We start from the raw sequence: 25248 nt of genomic DNA, 5'->3' as shown, positions 1-25248 counted from the left end.
AAAATCTCCTTTCGGGATTATGCGTGTTGGGAAGCCTCGATATAATCTTCGATCTGCCGAACGGTCGGCATCGCGTCGGAGCAGCTGTGGCTGGAGATGACGATGGACGCGGACGCGCTGCCGAAAGCCATGCTCCGGCCGACGCTCCACCCCTGCATCAGGCCGTAGAGAAAGCCCGCCGCGTACGAATCGCCCGCGCCGAACGTCTTGATGACTTTCGCGGGGAAAATCGCTCCCCGGTGCGAGCTGCCGTCTTTGCCGTAGGCGATCGAGCCGTCCTTGCCGTGCTTGATGACGACAAGCTCGGCGTGGCAGCCGAACCATTGCGCAGCCGTAAATTCATCGCTCCGTTCGGCGTTGCCGTCGAAGCGCTCGAGCATGTCGAATTCCTCGCGGGTGCCGATGATGATGTCGCTCTTCTCCGCAGCAAGATGGTAGTAGATCGCCGTTTCCTCCGGCGAAGCCCACGAATACGGCCGGTAATCGATATCGAAGACGACCTTCGTGCCGTGCTTGCGGGCATATCGGAGCGCCAGCAGCACCGCTTCGCGCGACGGGCTCTTCGCCAGCGCCGTGCCGGAGACGAGCAGCGCCTTGCTGCCGGCGATGAGCGACTCGTCCACTTCTTCCGGCGCGAGCAGCAGGTCGGCGACGTTGTCGCGGTACATCAGGATGCTGCAGTCCTCGGGGCTTTTGATCTCCGTGAACGCAAGTCCCGTTACCGCGCCCGTCCGATCCGTCGTCACGCCGGACGTATCGATGGCGTTGTCGCGCAAATAGTTCAGGATGAACCGGCCCATTTGGTCGTCCGCCACCTTGCCGATGAAAGCGGCGCTTTGCCCCAAGCGGGACATGCCGATGCAAATATTGGCCGGCGAGCCGCCGACGTACTTAGTGAACGTCATCGTCTCTTCCATCGGGCGATTGATCTCGTTGGCGTTCAAATCGATGCACAGCCGGCCGATCGCGACGAAATCGCGCGGCTTGCCGGCATCGAAAGCGATGGCCTCCATGCTGCAGCCCTCCCTGATGATCGGATTGAATGTATGTCATGCGATGAATCGCTGTGAATCGTTACGTTGTCAATACGGACGCGCGGACCGGAGTGCCTCTTGCATCCGCTCATGCGCCTCGACAACCTTATCGCTCTCGGATACCTCCGGCACGCCGACATGCCACCAGGACTCGTAGCCGTCGGTGTTCGTGCCCGGCAGCACCTTGATCTCCACCAGCACCGGACCTTCCTCGTCCTTCGCCAGCCGCAGCGCATCCGCCAATTCCTCGGCCGTGCGCGCCGTATAGGCGGCCGCGCCCAAGCTGCGCGCATGCATCGCGAAATCGATCGGCATGTACTTGCCGTTCAAGCGGCCCGTTTCCTTGGAGCGGAAACGGAATTCGTTGCCGAAGCCGTCGCTGCCGTGGCCGCGCTGCAAGTTATGAATGCACTGGAAGCCGTGATTGTCGAGCAGCAGCACCGTCAGCTTCACGCCTTCTTGAATGGCCGTCACCAGCTCCGAGTGGAGCATGAGGTAGCTGCCGTCGCCGACGAACGCGTACACGTCCCGCTCCGGCTCGGCCAGCGCGGCGCCGAATGCCCCGCTGACCTCGTAGCCCATGCAGGAGAAGCCGTATTCCATGTGGTACGTCTTCGGCTCTGTCGTACGCCATACGCGGTGCAGGTCGCCCGGCAGGCTGCCCGCGGCGGCCACGATGACGTCCTTCGGACCGATGAAGCCGTTGATGACGCCGAGCGCGCGCGTCTGCGTCAAGCCTTCGTCGCTTTCGAGCGCGTAGAGACGGTCGACCTCGGCGTTCCATTCCGCCTTGAGCGCGGCGATGGCCCCTTCCTCGTAACCGCTCCTGTAGCCGCGCAGCGTCAGCTCTTCCGCCAAGGCCGCTAGCCCCGTCCGGGCGTCCGCCGTAATGGCCGCGCCTTCCAGCTTGACCGCGTCGAACGCGCTGACGTTGATATTCACGAACGCGGCGTCCGGGTTCCGGAACGCGAACTTGGAGGCCGTCGTGAAATCGGAGAAGCGCGTGCCGACGCCGATGACGACGTCCGCTTCCGCGGCGATCCGGTTCGCCGCCAGCGTGCCGGTCGTGCCGACGCCGCCGAGGGCGAGCGGATGGTTCCACGGCATCGCGCTCTTGCCGGCCTGCGTCTCCGCGACCGGGATGCCGAACGCTTCCGCGAACCGCAGCAGCGCTTCCGTCGCCTCGGCGTAGAGCACGCCGCCGCCCGCGACGATCAGCGGCTTCCGCTTGCCGGCGATCGCTTCGGCGGCCCGCTTGACCGCATCCGGAGCCGCCGGACGGCGGTCGAGGTAATGCACGCGCTTCGCGAAGAACGCGGCGGGATAATCGTAAGCTTCGGCCTGCACGTCCTGCGGCAGCGCCAGCGTCACGGCGCCCGTATCCGCGGGATCGGTCAGGACGCGCATCGCCTGCAGCAGCGATGCCATCAGCTGCTCGGGACGGACGATCCGATCCCAGAACTTGCTGACCGGCTTGAACGCATCGGTCGCCGAGACGGTATAATCGCTCGGCACCTCCAGCTGCTGCAGCACGGGATCCGGCTGCCGGCAGGCGAAGTTGTCGCCCGGCAGCAGCAGGACGGGAATGCGGTTGACCGTCGCCGTGCCGGCCGCGGTCACCATGTTCAGCGCGCCCGGGCCGATCGACGAGGTGCAGGCGAAGATCTGCCGGCGGTTCTTCTGCTTGGCGTAAGCCGCCGCGGCATGCACCATGCCCTGCTCGTTCTTGCCTTGGATGAATGCTAGCCCGCCGGATGCCCGTTCGAGCGCTTCGCCGATGCCCGTCACGTTGCCGTGGCCGAAGATGCCCATCACGCCGCGGACGAATTTGATCTCTTCGCCGTCCGCGGACAGGTATTGGTTGTCCAGGAACTTGAGGAGCGCCTGGGCCGTCGTCAATCGAATCGTAGTCATGCGTTGCCGCCTCCGTTCACGGATGATATCGAGCCGGATTCCAATCGCGAATGTCGCGATTGCCGGCTTACAGCGCTTCGTCCAGCTTCAGCAGGTATTCCAAGCTTGTCGCCAGGCTGTCCAGCGGGCTGCCCGGGCAGTAGTCCTGCTCCACGGCGAACCATTCGACGCCGCTCGCAAGCCCCCAGCGCAGGATCGGCGCGAAGTCGATGACGCCGGAACCGATCTCGGCGAAATACTGGCGGTCGTCGGCCGTCATGTCCTTCAGGTGAAGGATCGGCATCCGGTTCGCGTAGCCGCGAATGAACGACAGCGGATCCTGGCCCGCTTTCTTTACCCAGTACGTATCGATCTCGGCATATACCGCCGGGTCGTCCAGCAGGTATTCGAGCGCGAACTTGCCGTCGATCGTCGTGTGGAACTCGAAATCGTGGTTATGGTAGCCGACCCGGAATTCCGTTCTTTTCACGCGCTCCGCGACGGCCAGCAGATCGCGCTTCACGCTCGCGTAGCCTTCCGGATTCTGCAAGCCGTCCGGCAGGGAGTGGCAGATGAAATCCCGCGTGCCGAACAAACGCGCTTCCTCGAGCACGTTGTCCAGATCGTCCCGCATCCGCGGCAGGCCGACGTGCATGCCGGCGGTTTTGAGACCGAGCTCGTTCATGACCGCCGCGATGTCGCGCGCCGGATTGCCGTGAAGGCCGTCGATTTGAACGGCTGCCCAGCCCATTTTGGCCAAGTCCCGCAGGACCGCTTCGAAATCCTTCTTCAGTTCGTTGCGCACGGTGTACAGCTGCGCGGCCAGTTGATGCTTGATCATTGCGCGATCGCCTCCCTTTTCAAATCCAGCCATTCGACTTCTTCGAGCGTCAGATGCAGATTCATCGCCTCGACCGAGGAGAGCAGCTCTCCCGGATTGCGCGGTCCGATGATCGCGCCGGTGGCGAACGGCTGATGCAGCACGTAGGACAGCGCGAGCTGGATCGGGGTGACGCCCTTCTCCTCGGCCATCTTCACGGCCCGGCGGTAACGCTCCCAGTTGCCTTCGCTGTAGTACACGCGCACCATCTCCTCGTCCGTGCGGTTCTCGGGCGTGAAATGACCGGAGAAGAATCCGCCGGCCTGCGCCGACCAGGACAGGAGCGGCATGCCGTTCGCCGCGTGCCAGGCGATCGTCGCCTCGTCCGCCGAGACGACGCCGGGCCACCGCGCTTCCTGCGGCTTGGCCAGGCTCAGGTTCGTGCTGCTGAACGCGAATCCGGTCAAGCCGCGCGCCGCCGCGTAATCGTTCGCTTCCTGAATCCGCGCGTGCGTCCAGTTCGACGCGCCGAACGCGCGCAGCCGCCCGGCTTCGAGGTTCGCGTTCAGCTCCTCGATGATCGGTCCGACTTCGACGGTCTCGTCGTCGCGGTGGAGCGCGAAGATCTCGACGTGATCGGTGCCGAGCCGCTCCAGGCTTTCCGCCAGATCCTGGCGGATCGCCTGCGGGTTCACCCGCGGCCCCGGACTCCCGTCGTCGTGATGGGCGCCCTTCGTCAGGATGACGACTTTGTCCCGCAGCTTCTCCTCGGCGAGCCACTCGCCCAGCAGTTTCTCCCTGCCCCGGTATTGATGGGCGGTATCGAACGCATTGCCGCCGGCGTCCACGTAAGCCCGCAGCATCAACCGTTCGTTTTCCTCCAACTTGCGCAAGTCGCCCGTGCCCATGATCAGCCGGGAGATCGGTTTATCCACACCTTGAATATGCAACGCGTCCATTCTTGCATCCTCCTTAGACAGCTCAAGTTAGATCCGCTTTATTCGTCCGCTTTACGAAAGTTTCATCTGGTATCGATTCCATATCGACCGCTCCCGCTTATTGCGAGATCGCCCGCGGCAGGCTGGGGCTGCCTTCGTGCCGCTGCAGAAACGCCCGCAGCCCGTTCAAATCCGCCGTGCCCGTGCTTCCGCCGTATGCGCCGACGGACATCGCGCCGCAGGCGTTGCCGAACTTGAGCGACGTCTCGACGTCGAAGCCTTGGATAAAGCCGTACAAATACCCGGCATTGAAGGAATCTCCCGCGCCGGTCGTATCCACGGCCTCGACCTTGAAGGCCGGATGCCGCGTCATGACGCCGTCCTTCATCGCGACGGCTCCCTCCGAGCCGAGCTTCACCACGATATGTCCTCCGTGATCCGCCATGATCGCGAGCGAATCCGCGATCCGCTCGCGGCGCGTATAGTGCAGCGCCTCGGTCTCGTTCATCAGGAACACGTCGATGTGGCGCATCAGCTCGAAGATGCCCTCGTACCATTCGCCGGAATCGTCCCAGCCGACGTCGCAGGAGAGCGTGACGCCCTTCTCCCTCAGCCGTTTGACGATCGCGAGAAATTGCTCGTGGTTATCTCTGCCCCGGTAACCCGTCAGATGGACATGCCGCCCTTGCGCGATCTGTTCGAGGTCGAGCCGCTCGAGCGCCAGCTCCTGATTGGATCCCATATAGGACAGGAAGGAACGGTCCGTATCCGGATTGAAGGCGATCGAGATGCCGGTTTGATGGGTTTTGCTCGTTTGAATGAGGCTGGTATCGATACCATATTGAGCGAATTGCTCCCGGATGAAGCTGCCGTTGCTGTCATCGCCCAATACGCCGTTGAACGCCACGCCAAGGCCGAGCTTGGCGAGAGAGAGCGAGAACAACGCCGCTCCCCCGCCTACGTGCATCATCATGTTATCCACGAACACTTCCTGGCCGGGCTGCGGCACCTGGCTGTACCCCACTACCACAAGATCTATATTGACGTCTCCCACGACGACAGCATCGAATTTCTTCAAGTCTCTCTCCCTCTTCCACTCCGATGTAATGATGCCTGCGCTATTTATCCGTGCTGCCTGCAGCTGTCGCGAACGACGAGATGATGCTTCAGCACGACATCCTCTCTGGGCGCGTCTTCTTGATCCATGATCATGTCGATCAATACCTCGACCGTAACCTTCCCCATCTCCTGGATCGGCTGCTCCATGGACGTCAATCGCGGCCGCACGAGCTCCGTCAGCTGGCTTCCGTCGAAGCCGACGATCGAGAGGTCGTCCGGCACCGCCAGCCCTTGGTCGCGCACGGCGTTCATGGCGCCTACCGCCATGTCGTCGCTGACGGCGAAGACGGCCGTCGGACGGTTCTCGCACGCGAGCAGCTCCCGGATGAGGTCGTACCCGCTTTGCGTCTTGTAATCGCCGAAACGAACATGCTCGTCCACGAGCGGCAGCGAGCTGTCGGCCAGCGCGCGGCAATACCCGATATAGCGGTTCTGCCCCGACGTCACGTCCCGCATGTCGCCGCCGATGAAGCCGATCCGTTCATGCCCGAGCTCGATCAGGTAACGCGTCGCGTCGTAAGCCGCCGTGTAGTCGTCGATGATCACCGAGACGAACGCCTGATCCGTCGGCTTGACGCTGGAGAAGATGATCGGGATGCCGAGCTTATGGATCATCTCCCGGATCTCGTCGTTCAGCTTCTCGTGCATGATGATGATGCCGTCCACGCGCATTTCCTTGAACACGTTCAAGTATTTGAGCTCTTTGTCGATGTCCTCGATGATGTTGCACACCAGCAGGTTATACTCGTTCATGCTCGCCGTTTTCTCGATGCTGCTCAGGATGGTGGAATAGAAGCTCGACGTCACGTCGGGCACGATGACCCCGATGAGGTTCGTCTTCTTCCGGACGAGACTCCTGGCGATATGGCTTGGCGTATACCCCAGTTCGTCGATTGCCCGCTTCACTCTGTCCTTCAAGTCGTCTTTGACGTACTTTTCGCCGTTCAGCACCCGCGAAACCGTCGTAACCGATACGCCCGCCTTCTTCGCCACATCTTTGATTTTCGGCGCCATACGCTCATCAAGCCCCCAATTTCTTCATCCATGCGTCGTTATCGCCCGTTAGCTCTTGACCGCTCCTTCCATGATTCCGGCGATGAACTGCCGGCTGACCACGAGGAAGATGACGATAAGCGGCAAGGTCGCCATGAGCGTGCCGGTCATGACCATGGAATAATCTGCCGTATGAACTGATTTTAACTGTTGGAGCGCTAACATTAAAGTGAATTTGGACGTATCCGTCAAAACAATTAACGGCCACAAGTAATCTTCCCACGTGCCCATGAACGTCGTGATCGCCAGAAACGCCAGCGCCGGACGCAGGATCGGCAGGGCGATGCGCCAGTATTGGCCGAATTTGCTGCAGCCGTCGATGCGCGCGGATTCCAGCAGCTCGTTATGGATGGCCAGCGCGTACTGCCGGATCCAGAAGATCCCGAAGGCAGATGCGATGCCCGGCACGATGAGCGCTTTGTAGCTGCCGACCCAGCCGAACGACTTGATGACCATGAACTGGGGCACGAGCAGCATTTGCCCCGGAATCATCATCGTGCCGATCATGACGTAGAACAGCACCTGCGAGCCCGGGAACTTGAACTTCGCGAACGTAAACCCCGTTAACGAGTTGAAGAACAGCTGCAGCGTCGTGCTGAGCACCGCGATGAAGATGGTGTTGAAGAGGGCGCGAATGAAATTGGTGTTATCCATGACATGATTGAAGTTCGTCATGAAATACCCGCCGAACGTCAGCTTCGGAGGGAACGCGAAGATGGCGCTCGTCTGGTTCGTCGACATGACGACCAGCCAGTAAAACGGGAAGATCGATACCAGCACGCCGATCATCAGCACGGTGTGCAGCAGGATCTTTTTAGTCAGGATTGCCTTGCCCATCCGTCATTCACCTCGTTATCAATCGTCAGATTTATTGAAGACTTTCCAGTTCAGGACCGACAGCAGGCCGATGATGATGAAGAGCACCCACGAGACGGCGGCCGCGTAGCCGTAGTTCTGATAAGTAAAGCCTTCCCGGAACATGTACAGCACCACGGTATCCGTGCCCGGATACGGAGATTGCGTGCCTGCCAGAACCTGCGGTTCGGTAAAGATCTGGAATCCGCCGATCGTCGACATCATCACGGAAAACAAGATGATCGGCTTCAGCATCGGCAGCGTGATCCGCAGGAACGTCTGCACCGTCGACGCGCCGTCGAGCTCGGCCGCCTCGTACAGGTCTTTCGGGATCCGCTGCAGGCCGGACAAGTAGATGATGGCGTTGTAGCCCATGTACCGCCAGCAGATCATCGCCGCGATGACGACGCGGGAGGCGAAGGGCGAGTTGAACCATTCGATGCGCGAGAGTCCTACTTTCTGCAGCAGGAAATTGATCAGCCCGTATTCATTGCCGAACAGGGACTGGAATATGATAACGACAGCGACCATGGCCGTAATATTCGGTAGGAAATAGGCGATGCGGTAGAAGCCCTTGAACTTCACGATGGCCATATTGATCAAGAAGGCGACGATCAAGGCGCAGATCAGCTGCGGCGCGTTCCCCAGGATCCAAAGGATGATGTTGTTGAGGAGCGCATGCCAGAATGTCGGATCCGTGAACAGATACGTGAAATTGGCGGAGCCGACGTACTTCATCTCCCCGATGCCGTCCCATTTGTGGGTCGACAGGAAGACGGAGTAGAAGATCGGGAATACGGAAAAGACCAGGAACAAAATATAAAACGGCGAGATAAACAGATACAACGCTCTGCTCTTGTAGATGTCTTTCAAAAGGCCTCCCATGCGATACCTCCGTTACTTGGCTGAGGCGGGAAAGGGCCTTCGCCCTTCCCCGTCCCATCCGTTATGAATGCCAAGCTTGGCTGCGGTCCCGGATCCGCTTAGTGGGACAGCTGTTTCTTGATTTTGTCCTGCGCGTCCTGCCACGATTTGGCGGGATCGCGCTTCTTGTCGACGGCGACGAGCGCGTCGGTGATGGCCGTGCTCGCGACCGTGTCGCGGGAATCGGTGTGCGCGACCTTGACGTCCTTCGCGGCGTCCGCGAATACGGGGCTCAGGTCTTGGTTGCCGAAGAATTCGTTCTTGTTGACCATATCCGGGCTCGCGTAGATTTCCGGCGTCGACGGATAGTTGCCGAATTCCTTGTAGGCCGTCACCAGGTTTTCCGGGCTGACGAGGAACTGGATCACTTCATAGGCTTCCTTCGGATGCTTCGTCGAGCTCAGCGCGCCGAAGAACGAACCGCCTTGGTTGCCGGCGCCGCCCGGCGGATGCGCGATGTTCCATTTGCCCTTCGTGTCCGGAGCCGCGCTGATCAGATCGCCGACTGCCCACGAAGCGCCCGTGAACATGCCGATTTTGCCGTTGTTGATGGCCGCGTTTTGCTCGGATCCGTTGGAGTACGGGAAGGTCAAGCCATCCTGATCGGCTTTAACCGACATGTCGTACGCGCTTTTCACGTGCTCTTGGTCGCCGATGTAGTTGCCTTGCTCGTCGAAGTACGATTTGCTGCTTTGACCCATGATCGTGTTGTAGATATCGGCGATGTTGCCCGTCGTGGCGCCCGTCGCGTCCTTCAATTTCTTCAAGAGGGCGAAATAATCGTCCCACGTCTTCACCGCGGCGCTCACCGCGTCCGGCGTGTTCGGGATGCCCGCTTTCTCCAGCAGGTCCGTGCGGTAGTACAGCACGACCGGCGCCACGTCGATCGGCATGCCGATCAAGTATTTATCGTCCGGCGTCGCGGCCATTTTCCATTTCCAGTCCAAATACTTGGATTGCACGTCCTTCGCGCCTTGGTCGTACAGATTCACGAATTTATCTTTATAGGTCAACATCGAGGAAACCCAGCTGTCCATCGCGACGATATCGGGACCGTCCCCGCCGCCGACGAGGGTAGCTTTCAATTTGGTGAAGTAGTCGTCCCCGGATGGAAGCTTCTCTGCCTGCAAATCGATGTTCGGGAATTTCGCTTTCGCCGCTTCGATCGTGGAATCGGAAATCGCGCCGTTCCAGTACCAGAGCTTCAGCGGAATTTTTTCGGTTGAAGCGCTTTCTCCGCTGCCATTGCCGGAAGCCGTATTATTGGAGCCGTTGGAACTGTTGGAACCGTTCTGACCGCAAGCCGTCAGGACAAGCAGCACGCACGCCAGCAAGATGGCGGTCAAACCAAAGGACTTTGTTTTCATTGACTCGTTCCCCCAATTTTAGAAAATGATGTGCATTCATAGGATGACTGAATTCCGCTTTCTTCAAAGCTTTCCTCATTCGCAACTTCCTATTCACCTGCCGACATGCTTTCCGATCCTACCACCACCCTCGAAAAATAAGTCGGTACACGACATTCTGGTATCGATACCAGAAAAAGAATAAAAAATATGGTACCGATACCAGATTAACGAATGTTTTTTCTATGGTATCGCTTCCATACCGTTGTGAACAGTATAATCGCATCGTTTCGTTTTGACAATCCTTTTTTTAGTCGAATGTAAGCGTCCCGCATGGACGGGAAACGTCCCGATTGTTTCTTTATTTTGGATCCGCCACCGAATATGGCCGGCATGAATTACGGAACCCGTACATCCCTGCATGATGGAAAGTCAGGTTCCTATTGCGTGATCGCCTTTCTAAAAAGAACGCTGACGCGTCGCTTATGCGTTGCTGCCCGTGCATTTTGCCGTTCCTCTGTTCGGCGATTTCGGATCCATGTCGAATTCGCATCGTTGTTTTTTGACTTGATAGGAATCTTCCTTCTTCACGACATGATAATCTACCGCGGGATAATCGAATTCGTCCGCGTACTTGAATTTAACGGACACTTTGACGTCGTCGGAATCGGACGCGTCCGTATGCATGATTTCAAAGTCGAGCGGCGCCGCTCCGTCCCTCTCCCGACTCTCGCTGCTCTCCTTGCTCTCCACGACGGCCGTAAAATAATTGCGGATGATTTCATTCGCGGCATCCGCAGGCGCTTTGCTGAATTCTTCGACGGACATCGCGGTCTTGGCTTCCAAGGAATTCGCCGATTTCGACCTCTTAGCCCCGACGACGCCGACCGTAACGACCATGGCAAGAAAGATGACCACTACGAGCGTCGCGAATTTGTTCTTGCTCATCGACACTTCCACCCCATCCGAGTTTTTAGTTCCCTGCTAATTCATCGTTTGGGAGCGCCGTTTTGTTTCAATCGCTTGCCAATCCCTCGTATTTATTCCAATTCGAGAGTCTCTCCGACGCCCGCCCGATTGCACGAAAAAGGCAGCCGTTTGGCAACGGCTGCCTGATCGTAATGCGTATTCGGTTATCGTTCCCGCTTCCGAAGTCACTCGAATGATACTTCTTGGTCCAATATGACTTCCGTACGCGGTCGCTCCATTGGATGGGCATACGGGATTAATCTGAATTGCAGCTCCCCGGCGCTGTCCGGCAGCCGCGGCGTAACCATAAAGCTCAGTCGGGTTTGCCCGCCCCCGCCATGGGAACCGTTGCCGTGAATACTGTATGCCTGTTCTCCGATCACGTCGAGGAGCAATTTCGGACGAATATATCCGGTATGCTCGTTATCCTCGGTTCGGTTAATCTCGACATGCACGATGCTGCCGTCCTCATGCTGCATGGCATGCGTGATTTCGTATTCGAACCCGCCCATGACGGACTTTTTCATGATCGACAGGACATGAAGCAATTTCCCGGGCCCGTTCGGCAGCGTGGGGATGATGTCGTCCGCGAAGCCGTGAATGAGCCCATTGATCCGGGGAACCTCCATGTTTAATTCATCCGCCCATGCACGCACGATTTCCTTCGGCGGAAAGAACCGTTTGCCTCTCGTGATCCCCTTCCGTTCTTGGATTAACCGGATGATTTGTTTGTCGATCGCTTCGATCGACTCGCTGTATTCCGTCGGGACGCTTCTAAACTCGCTCCAAGCCATCGCAGGCCCTCCTCGGTACGTTATTATGGCTCTAACATAGCAAATGCCCCTAATAATTACCAGCCCCAATGGGCAAGCCTTGAGTCTTCCCGGGTAAGCTTGACGTATGTCGCCTATAAACTCATCTGTAATTAGGGATTGGATTAACGCGTTGCCCGCAACGCTACAAAGCGCCGTCCTCGCCGGCATTCTCTCGGCGTGCCGCCCATTCGCGGACCAAGAGCCCCATCGCGATCAGGTCATAGCGACGGCCGCCGCGCAGAACGGCCTCGCGAAGCCTGCCTTCCTCGACGAATCCGGCCCCGATATACGTCCGGCGGGCGGCTTCGTTGTACGCGATCACCTCCAGGCTGATCCGTTCCAGGTTCAGCTCGAGAAACGCGTAGCGCAGCAGCATGTCGACGGCATCCCGGCCGTAGCCCTGGCCGCGGTCGCTTGGATGGCCGATGCCGACGGCCATGCGCGAGGAGCGGTTGTTCCACTCGATGCCGTGGAGCGCGGCGAAGCCGACCAGCCGGTCGTCCTCGATCGTCCGGAGCATGAACTCGATCGTGTTTTTGCCGTTCTCGGCCTGTTCGAAATATTCCGCCGTTAGCGGCACCGCGTATTCGGTATCCACATTGCGCATGTACTCATAGCTCTCGGTAAATACCGACAGCTGCGCGGCATCGTCCGGGCGGACCGCCGCAAAACGCAGCCATTCGCCGCTGAACAAATCTAAATCCCGGGATCCCATACGAATTCGTCTCCTCCTTCAAGCCAATTGGCCGCGCCTCTCCGCCCCGTTGGCGTTAGGTAAATAAGCGCCCGCCGACTCATTATGGCACATCGCGCCGAGAATAAAAACAAGCCGGCTCCCCCGCGGATGGCAAGCGGAAGAGTCGACTTCGATGTAACTGCAAGCGTAAACAAAATTCCACCGGCACTCGGGCGAACGGCCGCTTCTCGTTGACATCAGATAGATCGGCGGACCGCGAGTCTATCTTCCCACTCTTACACAAGCTTTACGCGGCGTCCGTCAAGCCTTCGGCTTCCGCTAAGTCTTCAGCGTTTCCGCGAGCAGCATCAGCGTCAAGCCCTGCCCGTACAACGTCGGGAATACCGGAACCGCGTCGTACGCTTCGATGCTCGCAAGCACGGGCGTTCCGCCGGAGACGCCGTCGACCGCGCCGTTGTCGCGGACCTGGCGCAGCACGGCGGGAACCGCCCGCTCGGCGCCGCCGATCAGCGACCGCGGAACGAGTCCCGCCCGGGCCGCCTTGTACAAGCCGCAGGCGATGCCGGCGGAGCCGGACGTCTCTTCGTAGTAGGACGGCCGGTCCAGCACGGTCGGCCACAATCCGCCCGGCCCCTGCCGCGCGACGAGCGCCTCGGCCAGCCGGTGATACCTCTCCTTGATCTCTCCGAGCGGTCCGGCGTCATGGTCCGCTACCGCGGCGGCCTCCAGAATCATCGGAATGCCGACCGCGTTCCAAGCGTTCGCCCGGTTCCACTTCGCGGCCGACATCCAGTCGTTCGTGCCGCAGTTCCAGCCGTGGTAGAGCAAGCCCGTCTCCTCGTCCTGCAGCGCCTGCAGATGCAGCAGCACCTGCCGGATCGACTCGTCGGCCATCCGGCGGTCTCCGGTCATGCCCGCGGTCCTGGCCAGGAAGAGCACCGCCATGAAGACGGTATCCGCCCAGATCTGCTCCGCGAACGAAGCGTTCTCGGTCACCGTATGCTCGAACGCGCCGCTGCGCGTGCGGGGCGCCTGCCCGATCAGCCATTCGGCGATTTGCCTGCTCTTCTCCGCGTAGAACGATTCTCCCGTCTCTTCGTGCAGCGCGGGGAACACGGCGAACGGCGCGACCGCGTTAATGACCATCGCCGTCCCGGATTGCCGGATGTTGCGCGTCGTCCAGGCTTCGAGCTCGCGGACGACCGTCGTTCCGCGGTCCGCCTGAGCGTAATCGGCGGCCGCGATGATGCCGACGCCGGAATTCCAGTCCCATCTGTCGATATTCATGGCCCAATCGGTCCAGGCATGGTCTCCCCATGCGTCCGGGCGGCTGTGCATCATATACGCGTATACGCGCCCGGCCGCTTCTTCCACTGCTTTCCTATCCATTCGTATCTCCCTCTCTTCGGCAGCCATGCGGGCGATGCTTCCCTCCTCGCCTGGCTTCATGCTCTTAATCGTTCACGGCTTTAACTACGCATGGCTGTTGCGGTATTCGGTCGGCGTCACGCCGTACTGCCGCTTGAACACCTCGCGGAAATGATCCAGGTCCGCATAGCCGATCCGCTCGCATATCTCGTAGATCCGGTTGGACGGATCCTTCAGCAGCCGCGCCGCTTCTTCCATGCGGAAGCGAATGATCGCATGATTGATCGTCGCGCCGGTCACTTCCTTGACGAGCACGTTCAAGTACTTGTCGCTGAGCCCGACCGCGGCGGCCACGTCCGGCAAGGCCAAGTCCTTGCGCGTGTAATGCGCCTTCATATAGCGGATCGCCTGGTCCACGAGCTTCTTCTTCTTCAGGTCGCCGGACCATTCGCCCGCCTGCGGGGTGTCCGGCAGGCGCGGCTGCCGTTCGCCCGTCGGTTGCCCGGAACCGGACGCGCCGCCGCGCGCTTCCCGCTCCTCGCGCAATTCCCGGACGACGTTCGCGAACACGCCGGCGATCTCGCCGGGGTCGATCGGCTTCAGGATGTACTCCTGCACCTGAAGCTTGATCGCCTTCCGCGCATGCTCGAATTCGTTGAGGCCGGACAGAATGATGCAGCGAATATCCGGCTTGTGCGCCTTGAACGCCTCGATGAGGGCGAGCCCGTTCATCTTGGGCATCCCGATATCGGTCAACAGCACGTCCGGCTCCTCGCGGCCTTGATCCAGCCAAGCCAGCGCTTCTTCTCCGTTCTCGGCCGTGCCCAGCAACGATATGCCGAGCTTCTCCCACGGAATGGATCGGGCCAAGGTCTCGCGAACCGTCTTCACGTCCTCCGCGATCAGCAGCTTGAACATCGGTTCTGCCTCCTTCTCTGTTAATCCGGCATGCGCGGACGGATCGGCAGGACGGCTTCGACGCAGGTCCCTTCGGCCGCCTCCGCGTAACGCAATCCGAACGCTTTTCCCCCGTACAATTGAATTCTCCGGTGCACGTTCAACGTACCGTAGCCAGTGCCGCTCCTCAACGCGGGATCGGCCGACGCGTCGCGGCCCGTCAGCGATTCGGCCGCCGGCTGTTCCCGCAGGGCGCGGTTCATCCGGTCCGGATCGCAGCCCGCTCCGTTGTCTTCCACGCGCAGGACCAGCTTGTTCCCGTCCAGCCTGGCCGTGATCGCGATCAGGCAGCCGGACGAGCGGCCGGCGAAACCATGGATGATCGCGTTCTCCGCAAGCGGCTGCAGAATGAAATGCACGATGCTCATGGACAGCAGGTCATGCGGAACGCGAACGTCGATGCGCATATCCTCGATCATCATTTGCTGGATATGCAGGTAAGCCTCGACCTGCTTGAGCTCTTCCTCCAGGGAAATCCAAGCCTGCCCCCGGTTCAATCCGTAGCGGAATACGTTCGCCAGCGAGCGGACGATGGCGCTCGTCTCCAGATCGCCGGCCATGATCGCCCTGCAGTTGATCAGATCGAGCGTGTTGTACAGAAAATGCGGATTGATCTGCGCGTTCAACAGCTCCAGCTGCAGCTGGCGCCGCTCCATTTCCTCCGCGAAAGACTTCTCGACCAGCCCGTGCAAGGTGACCAGCATGGAAGCGAACTGCGCATTGAGCGCATCCACCTCGTAAATGCCCGAGCGTTGGGCGGGCAGCGGCTCCTTGAATGCCAGCACCTCCGGACGCTGAACGGCGCGGACCAGCCTCGTGATCGGCACGGTCACCCGCACGACGATCCGGCGAAGCCAGACGCCGGCGATCAGCAGGGCGGCGGCCGCGGTGATGCCGCCGATCGCCGAGATCGCGAACGCGTAGCGGTTGAAATGGCTCTCCGGCACGACCGTAAGCAGCTTCCACCCGTTCTCGAGCGTCTCGTACATGACGCGATGCCGGGCGCCGTCGATCTTGGCCGTCACCGAACCCGCGGAACCGGCCAACGCGCGAACGTAAGGCAAATCCCCGACGGAAGCGAGAAATCCGTACCGTTCGCTGAAGATGACCCGGCCGTCGGCATCGATCAGCAGATGGTAGCCCGATGCCAGCGAGGCATTGTCGAACACGCCCCGGATGCTTCCGGTATCCGCGCCGACGATGACGGTGGCGATGCTTCGGCCGTCCTTGATGCTCGTTTTCTTCGTGGCCGAATAGATCATCGTGGCGTCCGCGCGTCCCGCCTTCTGCGCCCACCAGACGGTTTGGCGCTCTCCGCTTCGCAGGGCCAGGTACCACGCTTGGTTTTGCAGATCCGTATCCTTGAAGATGCCCGTCACGGGATCGAAACGATCGGCCGCGAGGGGGTACAGCCCGCTCTCCGGCTCCAGGGAGACGGACACGACGTAAGACTGCTGAACGACGCTCTTCGAGCCGGTGTCGCTGAGGAGCGAGAGCAGCGACAGGTTCTGCAGGTTGGACTGGAGCGTGAACAGGTCGCCGACGGCTTCGAACGGCTGCTGGTAGGCGCTCTCGAGCAGGTTCTCGATGGACTGGTTCGATACGACGAACGCCGCCATGTTGTTCATCGTGTCGAGCTGGTATTCCACGTTCCGGTAAACGAATTTCATCGATTGCTCCGCCATCTGGCGGGTATGATCGTTTTGAACCCGAATGAGAATGTAGCTCGCCGACGTCGCGAACAACGCGATGAGCGTCACGATGAGCGCGAACACCGGCAGGCTGATCCGAAGCAGCAGGCTCGATGGCCGGCCGCGCTTGGGCCCCACGCTTGCGTCCATGGCCGCTCCTCCTTCTTATTGCTGCTGCAGGTAGGCGATATCCTGCTGCAGGCTCGCTGCAAAAGCGGCGGCGATTTTTTTGCCGCTTTGGGCTTTGATTTCGTCGAGCAACGGCCTGAAGTCGACCTTTTTGTCTTGGTCTTTGTCTTTGTCTTTGTCTTTGTCTTTGTCTTTGTCTTTGCCTTTGTCTTTGCCTTTGTCTTTTTCCTTGTCGTCCTTGTCTTTGCCTTTATCATCCTTACCGTCTTTATCGTCCTTGTCTTTATCGTCCGTGCCCTTGTCGTCCTTGGCCGCATCCTTTTGAATCTTTTGCGCCTTGGCGAGCAGGCTCTGCAGCATGCCCTTATCGGTAATCCAGCCCTGCGCGTAGCCATATTGCAGCATATCGTCCAATTCATCGATGCCGAAGGTAATCGTCAGCGCCGCGGACAGCGTCGAGCGGTTCCCCGCCGCATCCGCGGCTTCGGCAGTCAGCGTATGAACGCCCGCCGCCAAGGACAACGGCTGGACGGCAAATGGGCCGGCAACCGGCTGACCGTCCAATCGAAGGGAAGACGAAGCAATGCCGCTCATCGCGTCCTGCGCATCCACGTCCAACGTTCCGGACGCAAGCCGCGGCAGGGTCGCCGGTCCGGCGATGCGAACGACCGGGACGGTTCCGTCCACGGTGATCGCCGCGGTGGCTTGGAGGCCTCCGTCCTTCGTCGTTGCCGTGACGGTCGTCGCGCCTTCCCTCAAGGCGCGAACGAGCCCGCCGCCGGACACCGTCGCGACCGCCGGATCGGCGACCGTCCAGGTCACCGTCTTGTCGGCCGCGTCATCCGGCGCCACGAGCGCGGTCAGCGCCTGCTCCTGTCCCGGCCGGAGCAGCAGCGCCCCCGGCTGCAGCGTGACTTCCGCCGGCATGGCCGGCGGGTCGTAATCGATAAACGCGAACGCGTCGTACAGCGCCGTGTTCTTCGCGTCGGCCGTCCCGTTCGTCCATTGGATGAAGTCGTCCCGGCCGTTCTGGAGATCCGCGTCGTTGACGGCGACGTTCAAGCCGATCATGCCTCCGTCCGCCGGCGCCAAGTCATGCACGTAGGCAGAAGGAATCTGGAATTCGTAATAGGTCATTCCCGCAGCGTCGTCCCGAACCGCCGCGAACGGCGTTTGCCCGCTTACTTCCCCGTTTGGATTCGGCGCGCCGGAGCTGAAGATCTGCACGAGCCGCGTGCCGTCGTCCGCCAGGGCGAAGCCCCATTCGACATCGTCCGGTCCGTACGGCGCCTCGCGATCGTTCAGCGGATCGAGACTGACCTGCACGGAATCGTTCTTCCACATGTTCGCCGCGTTCTCCGACTGCTTATGAATGTCGTCGCGCACCGCTACCGCGACGTACAATCCGTTCGCCGCCCATTTGGCGTACGCGGTCGCCTCCAGGTTGGCGGGGTCGTGGAACCCGCTCGCGTTCTGGGTCTTGCTGCGGAGATGGAACGGGAACGCGTCCTGCCAATCGGCAAGATCGCCGTCGATCGTCACGCCGTCCGTTCGCTGAGCCAGATTGAATTCGACCGGCATGGCAGCATCATGGAAAATCGTTTTGCCGGTCGTCGTATCGTCGATCTGCAGGTCGACGTCGTATTCGTTGAACGGAACAGGCCGATGATCCGTCCATAGGAAGCTCAGCTGTACTTTGCCGCCTTTCTGCAACGCGGAGAACGCATTCGTCGCGACCGGCTGCAGCTCGGTGCCGTCCGGACCCGTAATCGTCACTTCGCCGGTCTTGGCGAACGACGACGTTCCTTCGAGCTCCACGGTCAGCGTATCCAGCTCCTCGATCGTCTGCTTGACGGGAATGAGCTTGACGCCGATCCCGTCTTCCACCGTCAGCTGCGCGCGCTTGGTCTCGAACAACGCGCCGTCGTAGCTCACCTCGAAGGCGATCTCGTACCGTCCCTTCGCCGCATCCTCCGGCACGACGACCGGATAAGGCTCGTCGACCGAGCCGTTCGCCGGAATCGTGTAATCCGCCGCGGCCGGCGCGGTCTGCGACGAAGTCCAGCCGTCCGGAAGCTTCAGCTGCACCGTCACCTGCTGAGGCACATCCGTATCGTTGACCAGCGAAAGCGTGAACGCGTTGGCATGGCCGGCCTCGCCGTTCGCCTGCGTCGGCACGACGTTAGCCATGACGCCGATGAACTTCGGCTGCTCCGAGGCGACCATCGCTTCCGCGGCGCCGGCGAACTCCCGCGCCAGCAGGTTATAGGCATAGCTCTCCGCATAGCTCTCCCGGCCGTGCAGGCTCTCGGCCAATCTGCCGTAGCGGTTCATCCGCAGCACCGCCGACGAAGAGACGGGCATGACGCTGTAAGCGCCTTTCCTGTCATTGAACGCCGTTGTCGCGGCCTGGGCAGCGCCGGCGTAATCGATGCTGTTCGACCCGATCCCGCCTAGCGCGTAGACGAGAGAGACGGACGCGCTCTCCGCCAGATTGTACAGCGATTCCAATTGAACGTAACCGGGCGCCCGCTCCAGGGAGCCGTCCCCGATTTGACCCGCGATGTCCGTCATCAAGGCGTAGATGTCCTTGATTCCTTGCTCCAGGCCCGCCGCCGGCTGACTGCCGCCGACCGCCGCCGCCAAGCTCGCGGAGATGCCGCCGAGCGCGGTCAGATCGCCGTCGACGACCGTGGCGTTCGCGGCGGTCCGCAGCGCTTGCAGCTTGGCGGAGGCGTCCTGTTCCTTCTTCGATAGAAGCTGTTCCGCCGCTTCATGCACGAAGCCGGAGCTCGCTCCCGTCACGTAGACCGGCGCGCCCGATACGGTCAACTGCAAGTCGCCGTTCGCGGCCGCGACCGCGGGAATTCCGGCGCCGTTAATGTCCTTTACCTTCGCCCCGGCTGCGGGGAAAGGAAGCGTAACGACGCTCGTCGGCGGATGCGACGCTGGATCGTCCTTCGCGTCGACCTTCTTCCAGGCGACCGCGACCGGCACGCCGTCGTTCAGGAACAGCTGCACGGTCACGTCCGGATTCCCGGCATCCCACGTGCCGAGATATTGGGCGCGATCCAGCGTGGTCATCAGCTCGTTGACCGCGGCGTAAGCCAGCTTCGGCCGGCCGTCGTTGTCCGTGATGCCCCAGAAGATGTCGTAGTACCGGTCGTCCGTGCCGTCGTTCTTGTAGTTGTAGTATTCATAGGCCTTCACTTGATCCTCGGCCATGTAATTCAGGAACGCGCGGACGATGTAATCGCGCTGGGTTTCCTCCGAGACCGACGGGTACCCGGCATTGGCCGTCGGCCAGCCGCCCTCCGTCAGATAATAGTCCTTCCAGCCCCCGTGATCGTTGACCATGTCCTTCACGCCGTTAAGCATGTTCTGCAGGTTGCCGTCCGGCATGGAATTGTAGACGTACGGATGGAACGAATACGCGTCGGCATAGTCGTACGAGCCGAGCGCCAGCTCCTCCGGCAGCACGCTGAGCACGCTGGAGGTATGGTCGCCCGCGAGCAGCATGGCGTCCGGATCCGCCTTCTTCATGTTCAGGTACGCGATCTTCTGCAGCTGGACGAATTCCTCCGGAATATACGGCTTGGAGAAAATCTCCGGCTCGTTCGGCATCTCCCACTGACGAATCCGGCCCTTGTAGCGGCTGACGGCGTCATACACGAAATCGCCCATCGCCTTCAGCGCGGGGGTCGTGTTCACGATGCCGTTCTGATAGGCGGCATTCGCATCGATGTCGAGGCCGGTGATTTGGTTAAAGCCGTACGTGAACAGCTTGTTCAGCAGGGCGTCGGATTCGACGTAATCGTAGACCGCCTTGCCGGATGCGTCCTTGACGTTCTTGTCGATCGCTTCCCAAGAAATGCCGGAGCGGTGGGAGCGCGCGCCCAGCTTGCGGGCGCCGTCGATGATGTCGTCCTTCCAATTGAGCGCGTAATGCGTGTTCAGGCCGAATTTGCTCTCGTTGTCGAGATCCGGCTCGCTGACCGGCGCGGCGCGGTTCACGACGGCGAAACGCATCGTTTTCGACAGCGCGGGCGCCGGATTCCCGTCGATGGCGAATGCGGCGGATGCCTCGTACGTGCCGATCCCGCCAATCGCCGGCGCGAAAGCGAGCGCGTCGGATGCCTGCTCGTATTCGCCGAGGCTGTACGACTTGGACCCGGAGGCGACGACCGCCTTATCGCCGTCCGCGCGCCGCACGGTATAGGCGATCCCGATCTCGTGCGCCGCCGCTCCGGCATCCAGCGACAACGCCAGGCCCGGCGTCTCTTCCTGCGTATAGATGCCGGCGTAATTGCCGGACGGCTGCAGATCGACGACGTACGGCAGCGGGATCGGGTCGATCTCGAAGTCGTCGATCATGAGGTTGATGCCGCCGACGACATTCCATTGAAAGTACCCTTTCTTCAGCGCGAGCGGATCGGAATCTTCGCCGCTTGCCGTCTCCGCGCCGTCGATGAACAGCGCATGGGTAATGCCGCTGACGCGGAGCTCGTAATCATGCCAATCGCCGAGCAGCGATTGCACGTAGTTGGCGATGTAGTAATTGCCGCCGAGCGTCGTCTTGCGCATCAGGAAATATTTCGAATTATGCGTAGCCCACTCCATCGCGTTGTTGTTCGCGTCGTCCGTCGCGCGGTACCGGAACCGCCACGTGTTCTGCAGCGCCGTGCTCGTGCGTTCGTATTTGACCTTGAATTTGACGACGAAGTTATCCGCGTTCTGGTACATCGGGAGGTTGAGCTTGGCGCTGCCCGAGCCGTTCAGGTTGAATACCTTGTTGCCGTCCGGCAGCTGGATCACCTTGGCGCTTCCTCCCGTCGTCCAGCCCGCGGGCGCGGCGTTCGGCGCAGTCCCTTCGAAGTCGTTCGCGTAGGGCAGCATCTCGCCGATCGATACCGGGATCTCGCCCGTCGCCGGGTAGCGGGCCGTCCCGCCCGCCCCGTCCGCGGCGGTGATGTAGTAGCGGATCAGATGGGCGCGGTTCGTTCCCGGAATCGTTCCGGCATACGCATCGTTCCCGGCGCCCTGCGCTTGTACCGTCAGAACGGGCGCGTCGGTTGCTCCGTAGGCGTAATGGATCGCAGCCGAGGCGGACGAACCGGCATCCGTCAGCGTAAAGGACACCGGCAGATTCGCGTTATACGGAACGGTGGATGCCGGCGTATGCACGATGGCGAAATTGCTCGGCCCGGCAATCGCGTTCACCTTCACGTCGTCCACGTCCATCGCGACCGCCGGGCCGACGCTCTTCAGGGAAAATCCGATCCCGCCCGCGGCGAGCGACGCGTCGTTGAACGTCGTGACCGCCGTCCCGTCGATGGACAGCGTGAATGCGCTTCCGCTAATGGTCAGCTCGTATTGATGCCAGGCCGTCAGGCTGAAGCCGGGCAGCGCGGCCGCGATATCCACGGCTGCGCCTACCTGCACGTTCGCCGAGGCATTCGGGTATTTCCATAGCTCGACCAGATGCGCGTTTTTGAATTCCAGGAAATAATAGCTCGTGCCGGACGTATAGCGGAACATCGTCCGGAACCGGTCGCCCCGCGCCTTGAACGTCAAGCTGTAATTCGTCGAACCGTAGGGCAGCGCCGTGGACTTGGTGACGATCCGCTGGGGAGACGTCGCCGTCGTCGTGCCCGACAACAGGGCGGCGGCCCCGGTTCCCTGCGTGCTCCAAGCCGTGCTGCCGAACAGATCCCAACGGCCGATCCCCGCGTTAAAGCCGTCCTCGAACAGCGGCGCCGTTTCTTCCGCCTCGGCGGGAAGCGGCAGGCATTGCAGCAGCAAAGCCGCGACGAGCAGCATGGGAAGCATGAAGCGTAAACGCTTATTCATAATTGCACCCCCTCTTACGAATGGAAAAGCAGCCCCCGCCAATGCGGATGAACCGCGATTGACGGAAGGCTTGAGTCCGGCCTATTTGCCTGATTGACCTTGTTGCTTAACCGACTTAACAGCTTGATTGATTACCTTGCTTAACCGACTTACCTGCTCGATTGATTCGACGGCCAGCTTGCCGCGGCCGTCTCGCTCAGCTTACTTGCCCGCTTTCTTCTGAAAGGACGCCTCGAGCTCGCCGATGATTTGATCGCCGCCCTGCGATTTCCACTTCTTCACGAAGTCGTCGAATTTGCCGATATCCCCGCCCATGATGATTTGCGTGAATACCGAATCGCGCATCGTGTTCAGCTCGACCATCTTGGCGATTTTCGTCGGGGATTCGAGGTAGTTGGACGCGTCGGCGATCTGGAATTTATTGTTGATGGCGACGCCGAGCGATTCGGAGAACCGCAGCGGCAGCGACTCCAGGTAACGCGGCCAGCCGTTCAGACCCGGCGCGAACAGATAGCTTTGGATGCCGCGGAAGTTTCCGTTCTTGTCCTGCTGCGTCTTCGGATCGACGAAGGTCGGATTCGTCTTCAGCTTGCCGTCGACGATATTGTAATCCTCGCCCTCGATGCCCCATACGGTCAGCAGCTCGTTCTCCGGCGCCAGCGAATCCTCGATGATTTGCAGCACTTTTTTCGGATCCTTCGTTTTGGCGCTGATGGCGTTCATCTGGGAGAACGGAGCGCCCGTCGGCGCGACCGCCGTGCCGTCAGGACCGACCAGCGAGTCGGTTAACGCCAAATATTTATACGGCTGCTCGGCTTGGTTCGGCAGCGTTCCGTCCGCCGCCAGCTTGCCGCTCTTGATCAGTTCATTGGTCTCGATCTGCGTGTCGTAGTCGCTCGCGGTGGACCACCAGCCCATCCAGGAGAACAGTTTGCCGCTGTACAGCTTCGCTCTCAGCTGCTCTTCCTTGATCGTCGCGAATTCCTTGTCGATGAGTCCTTCGCCGTACATCTTCTGCAGGAACAACAGCGCTTCTCTCATCTTGGGATCGATGTCGTAGCTGCTGAATTTGCCGTCTTTCTGGGTGAAATACCCCGGCGTTACGCCGAAGGCGCCGAAGATGTTGTCGAAGGAGTTGTTGGCGAATTTGACCTCGCCGATCTGCGCCGTGTACCCGCCGAGCGGGATGACGTCCGGCTTCTCGGCTTTGATCTTCTTCAGCAAGTTATAGTACTCGTCAAGCGTCTTCGGCACCGTGGCGCCGACCGCGTCGATGTAATCCTTGCGCATGACGAGGTCCCAGCGATAGCCGGCTCCCGGGCCGCCCTGGTACGGAATGCCGTAAATCTTGCCGTTCACCTTCGCCTGCTCGAACACCTCGGGCGACACTTCGCGCAGGATGTTCGGCGTATCCGCCGGGTTGATCATGTCGGTCAGGTCGACGAATGCCCCCTGCTGCGCGTACTTCTGGAAGTCGTCGGCGAAATCGATGCGCGTCACGTCTGGAATCTCTCCGCTAGACATTTTCAGGTTGAGCTTCGTCTTGTACTGCTGAACGTCGACCATCTCGGGCACGATCTTGATGTTCAGCTTCTGCTCGATCGCCTGCTTGACGGCATCCTTCGAAGCGTCGTACGGCAGGGAAATATCCTGGGCCTTCAGCCATTTCAGCTCGTAGGGCTGGGTATCCTCCGCCGGCGGGGCCGCCGCCGCATTGCCGTTCGTCGACGCCTCCGTCGTCTCCGCCGCATTGCCCTCGGCCGGTTTATTCGCGTTTGCGTTCCCCGCCGTATCGTTGTTGCTGCCGCATCCGGCAAGCGCGAACGTTCCGAGCATCAGCGCCGCGACGGCGCCGTAGCTCATGCTTTTGATTCGTTTTGACATGTCGTTTTCGTCCCCTTTATATGTGCTTGATTAGCCTTTGACCGAGCCGATCAGCATCCCTTGCTCGAAGTACCGCTGGATGAGCGGATAGATGATCAGCATGGGCAAAGCGACGATGACGATGGCGGCCATCTGGATGCCGACCGCCGGCGGCGGCTTGCTGCCCGCCGCTTCGAGCAGCTCCGGCGGCAGGCTGGAGCTGGCGATGATCGTTCGCAGTATGAGCTGCACCGGCGCTTTGTGCCAGTCCGTCACGTAGAGCAGCGCATTGAAGAAGTCGTTCCAGTAGGTGACCATGTAGAGCAGGCCGACCGAGGCGATTACCGGCAGCGAGATCGGCAGGACCACCGAGCCCAGGATGCGGATCTCGGACGCGCCGTCGATGGCGGCGGATTCCCGCAGGCTCTCCGGGATGCCTTCGAAGAAGGATTTCATGATGATCATGTTGAACGCGCTGAAGGCCATGACCAGGATCAGCACGTAATCGGTGTTCAGCAGGCCCAGGTTCTTGACCGTGACGTAGGTCGGGATCAGCCCGCCCTTGAACAGCATCGTGAAAACGAAGACCAGCATGATGATCCGTCTGCCCGGCAGCCGCTTCTCGGCCAGCGCGTACGCCGAGCCCGCGGTGAGCACCAGCGCCAGCAGGACGCCGGCCGCCGTGTTGCGAAGCGTGACCCCGTACGAGCCGTAGATCAAGGAGCCCTTCTTCAGCAGATACGCATAGTAGTCGAAGCTGAGCGAGGACGGGAACAGCACCAGGCCGTCCTTGGCGCTAAAGATCGAGTACGGCGTGACCGAGACGGAGATGACGTACCAGAACGGGATGATGATGATGATGGTCAAGATCGTGAGCACGACGTAATTGGTGGCGACGAATGCGGTTTCGCCTTTCGTAAGCTTCAT

The 25248-nt window shown here is 60.6% G+C and carries 18 protein-coding genes; all 18 read right to left on the bottom strand.

Annotated features, from left to right (window positions below; genetic code table 11):
• Positions 1 to 17: 17 nt before the first annotated feature.
• Complete coding sequence (gene iolC / locus AC50YL_RS24385) at positions 18 to 1013, bottom strand: 5-dehydro-2-deoxygluconokinase (RefSeq protein ID WP_494835390.1); 996 nt, start codon at positions 1011 to 1013, stop codon at positions 18 to 20.
• A 69-nt stretch (positions 1014 to 1082) separates the two neighbouring features.
• Positions 1083 to 2948: a 3D-(3,5/4)-trihydroxycyclohexane-1,2-dione acylhydrolase (decyclizing) gene (gene iolD / locus AC50YL_RS24380; protein ID WP_494835388.1), complete on the bottom strand. Its 1866-nt coding sequence runs from the start codon at positions 2946 to 2948 to the stop codon at positions 1083 to 1085.
• A 67-nt stretch (positions 2949 to 3015) separates the two neighbouring features.
• Positions 3016 to 3768 (bottom strand): sugar phosphate isomerase/epimerase family protein, encoded by a 753-nt coding sequence (locus AC50YL_RS24375; protein ID WP_494835387.1) that lies wholly within the window; start codon positions 3766 to 3768, stop codon positions 3016 to 3018.
• On the bottom strand, positions 3765 to 4706 hold the full coding sequence (locus tag AC50YL_RS24370) for an aldo/keto reductase (protein WP_494835386.1): 942 nt from the start codon (positions 4704 to 4706) through the stop codon (positions 3765 to 3767). The genes AC50YL_RS24375 and AC50YL_RS24370 overlap by 4 nt, the downstream gene beginning before the upstream one ends.
• 97 nt (positions 4707 to 4803) lie before the next feature.
• Entirely contained in the window at positions 4804 to 5763 is a 960-nt protein-coding gene (locus tag AC50YL_RS24365) for a carbohydrate kinase family protein (protein ID WP_494835384.1), read from the bottom strand.
• Between the two features lie 44 nt (positions 5764 to 5807).
• On the bottom strand, positions 5808 to 6818 hold the full coding sequence (locus AC50YL_RS24360) for a LacI family DNA-binding transcriptional regulator (RefSeq protein WP_494835383.1): 1011 nt from the start codon (positions 6816 to 6818) through the stop codon (positions 5808 to 5810).
• 48 nt (positions 6819 to 6866) lie between these two features.
• The gene (locus AC50YL_RS24355) at positions 6867 to 7694 is read right to left on the bottom strand and encodes a carbohydrate ABC transporter permease (protein ID WP_494835381.1); all 828 of its coding nucleotides are present in this window, start codon (positions 7692 to 7694) and stop codon (positions 6867 to 6869) included.
• Positions 7695 to 7712: 18 nt separating this feature from the next.
• Positions 7713 to 8597: a carbohydrate ABC transporter permease gene (locus AC50YL_RS24350; protein ID WP_494835380.1), complete on the bottom strand. Its 885-nt coding sequence runs from the start codon at positions 8595 to 8597 to the stop codon at positions 7713 to 7715.
• A gap of 98 nt (positions 8598 to 8695) precedes the next feature.
• Positions 8696 to 10003 carry an ABC transporter substrate-binding protein gene (locus tag AC50YL_RS24345; RefSeq protein WP_494835379.1) on the bottom strand — a complete coding sequence of 436 codons (1308 nt, stop codon included), beginning with the start codon at positions 10001 to 10003 and terminating at the stop codon, positions 8696 to 8698.
• Positions 10004 to 10465: 462 nt separating this feature from the next.
• A complete protein-coding gene (locus AC50YL_RS24340) occupies positions 10466 to 10930 on the bottom strand; it encodes a hypothetical protein (RefSeq protein WP_494835378.1) in 465 nt (154 codons plus the stop codon).
• Between the two features lie 206 nt (positions 10931 to 11136).
• The gene (locus AC50YL_RS24335; protein WP_494835377.1) at positions 11137 to 11745 is read right to left on the bottom strand and encodes a hypothetical protein; all 609 of its coding nucleotides are present in this window, start codon (positions 11743 to 11745) and stop codon (positions 11137 to 11139) included.
• Positions 11746 to 11908: 163 nt separating this feature from the next.
• Positions 11909 to 12481 carry a GNAT family N-acetyltransferase gene (locus tag AC50YL_RS24330; RefSeq protein WP_494835376.1) on the bottom strand — a complete coding sequence of 191 codons (573 nt, stop codon included), beginning with the start codon at positions 12479 to 12481 and terminating at the stop codon, positions 11909 to 11911.
• Between the two features lie 300 nt (positions 12482 to 12781).
• Positions 12782 to 13852 (bottom strand): glycoside hydrolase family 88 protein, encoded by a 1071-nt coding sequence (locus tag AC50YL_RS24325; protein ID WP_494835375.1) that lies wholly within the window; start codon positions 13850 to 13852, stop codon positions 12782 to 12784.
• An 84-nt stretch (positions 13853 to 13936) separates the two neighbouring features.
• Positions 13937 to 14749: a response regulator transcription factor gene (locus AC50YL_RS24320; protein ID WP_494835373.1), complete on the bottom strand. Its 813-nt coding sequence runs from the start codon at positions 14747 to 14749 to the stop codon at positions 13937 to 13939.
• 20 nt (positions 14750 to 14769) lie between these two features.
• Positions 14770 to 16629, bottom strand: coding sequence for a cache domain-containing sensor histidine kinase (locus tag AC50YL_RS24315; RefSeq protein WP_494835371.1), 1860 nt, complete (start codon positions 16627 to 16629; stop codon positions 14770 to 14772).
• A 15-nt stretch (positions 16630 to 16644) separates the two neighbouring features.
• The gene (locus AC50YL_RS24310; protein WP_494835370.1) at positions 16645 to 22458 is read right to left on the bottom strand and encodes a sugar-binding protein; all 5814 of its coding nucleotides are present in this window, start codon (positions 22456 to 22458) and stop codon (positions 16645 to 16647) included.
• A 201-nt stretch (positions 22459 to 22659) separates the two neighbouring features.
• Positions 22660 to 24342 carry an extracellular solute-binding protein gene (locus AC50YL_RS24305; RefSeq protein ID WP_494835369.1) on the bottom strand — a complete coding sequence of 561 codons (1683 nt, stop codon included), beginning with the start codon at positions 24340 to 24342 and terminating at the stop codon, positions 22660 to 22662.
• Positions 24343 to 24372: 30 nt separating this feature from the next.
• Complete coding sequence (locus AC50YL_RS24300) at positions 24373 to 25248, bottom strand: carbohydrate ABC transporter permease (protein WP_161744281.1); 876 nt, start codon at positions 25246 to 25248, stop codon at positions 24373 to 24375.

This window comes from Paenibacillus sp. J22P277 (assembly GCF_059383675.1).
Note: the sequence above shows the minus strand (reverse complement) of the source record. Positions and strands in the feature narration are given on the sequence as shown.

What these genes read in the sequence shown, in the direction of transcription:
- iolC (WP_494835390.1), bottom strand. Translation starts at nt 1,013, where the DNA reads ATGGAGGCCATCGCTTTCGATGCCGGCAAGCCGCGCGATTTCGTCGCG.
- iolD (WP_494835388.1), bottom strand. Translation starts at nt 2,948, where the DNA reads ATGACTACGATTCGATTGACGACGGCCCAGGCGCTCCTCAAGTTCCTG.
- AC50YL_RS24375 (WP_494835387.1), bottom strand. Translation starts at nt 3,768, where the DNA reads ATGATCAAGCATCAACTGGCCGCGCAGCTGTACACCGTGCGCAACGAA.
- AC50YL_RS24370 (WP_494835386.1), bottom strand. Translation starts at nt 4,706, where the DNA reads ATGGACGCGTTGCATATTCAAGGTGTGGATAAACCGATCTCCCGGCTG.
- AC50YL_RS24360 (WP_494835383.1), bottom strand. Translation starts at nt 6,818, where the DNA reads ATGGCGCCGAAAATCAAAGATGTGGCGAAGAAGGCGGGCGTATCGGTT.
- AC50YL_RS24355 (WP_494835381.1), bottom strand. Translation starts at nt 7,694, where the DNA reads ATGGGCAAGGCAATCCTGACTAAAAAGATCCTGCTGCACACCGTGCTG.
- AC50YL_RS24350 (WP_494835380.1), bottom strand. Translation starts at nt 8,597, where the DNA reads ATGGGAGGCCTTTTGAAAGACATCTACAAGAGCAGAGCGTTGTATCTG.
- AC50YL_RS24345 (WP_494835379.1), bottom strand. Translation starts at nt 10,003, where the DNA reads ATGAAAACAAAGTCCTTTGGTTTGACCGCCATCTTGCTGGCGTGCGTG.
- AC50YL_RS24340 (WP_494835378.1), bottom strand. Translation starts at nt 10,930, where the DNA reads ATGAGCAAGAACAAATTCGCGACGCTCGTAGTGGTCATCTTTCTTGCC.
- AC50YL_RS24335 (WP_494835377.1), bottom strand. Translation starts at nt 11,745, where the DNA reads ATGGCTTGGAGCGAGTTTAGAAGCGTCCCGACGGAATACAGCGAGTCG.
- AC50YL_RS24330 (WP_494835376.1), bottom strand. Translation starts at nt 12,481, where the DNA reads ATGGGATCCCGGGATTTAGATTTGTTCAGCGGCGAATGGCTGCGTTTT.
- AC50YL_RS24325 (WP_494835375.1), bottom strand. Translation starts at nt 13,852, where the DNA reads ATGGATAGGAAAGCAGTGGAAGAAGCGGCCGGGCGCGTATACGCGTAT.
- AC50YL_RS24320 (WP_494835373.1), bottom strand. Translation starts at nt 14,749, where the DNA reads ATGTTCAAGCTGCTGATCGCGGAGGACGTGAAGACGGTTCGCGAGACC.
- AC50YL_RS24315 (WP_494835371.1), bottom strand. Translation starts at nt 16,629, where the DNA reads ATGGACGCAAGCGTGGGGCCCAAGCGCGGCCGGCCATCGAGCCTGCTG.
- AC50YL_RS24310 (WP_494835370.1), bottom strand. Translation starts at nt 22,458, where the DNA reads ATGAATAAGCGTTTACGCTTCATGCTTCCCATGCTGCTCGTCGCGGCT.
- AC50YL_RS24305 (WP_494835369.1), bottom strand. Translation starts at nt 24,342, where the DNA reads ATGTCAAAACGAATCAAAAGCATGAGCTACGGCGCCGTCGCGGCGCTG.
- AC50YL_RS24300 (WP_161744281.1), bottom strand. Translation starts at nt 25,248, where the DNA reads ATGAAGCTTACGAAAGGCGAAACCGCATTCGTCGCCACCAATTACGTC.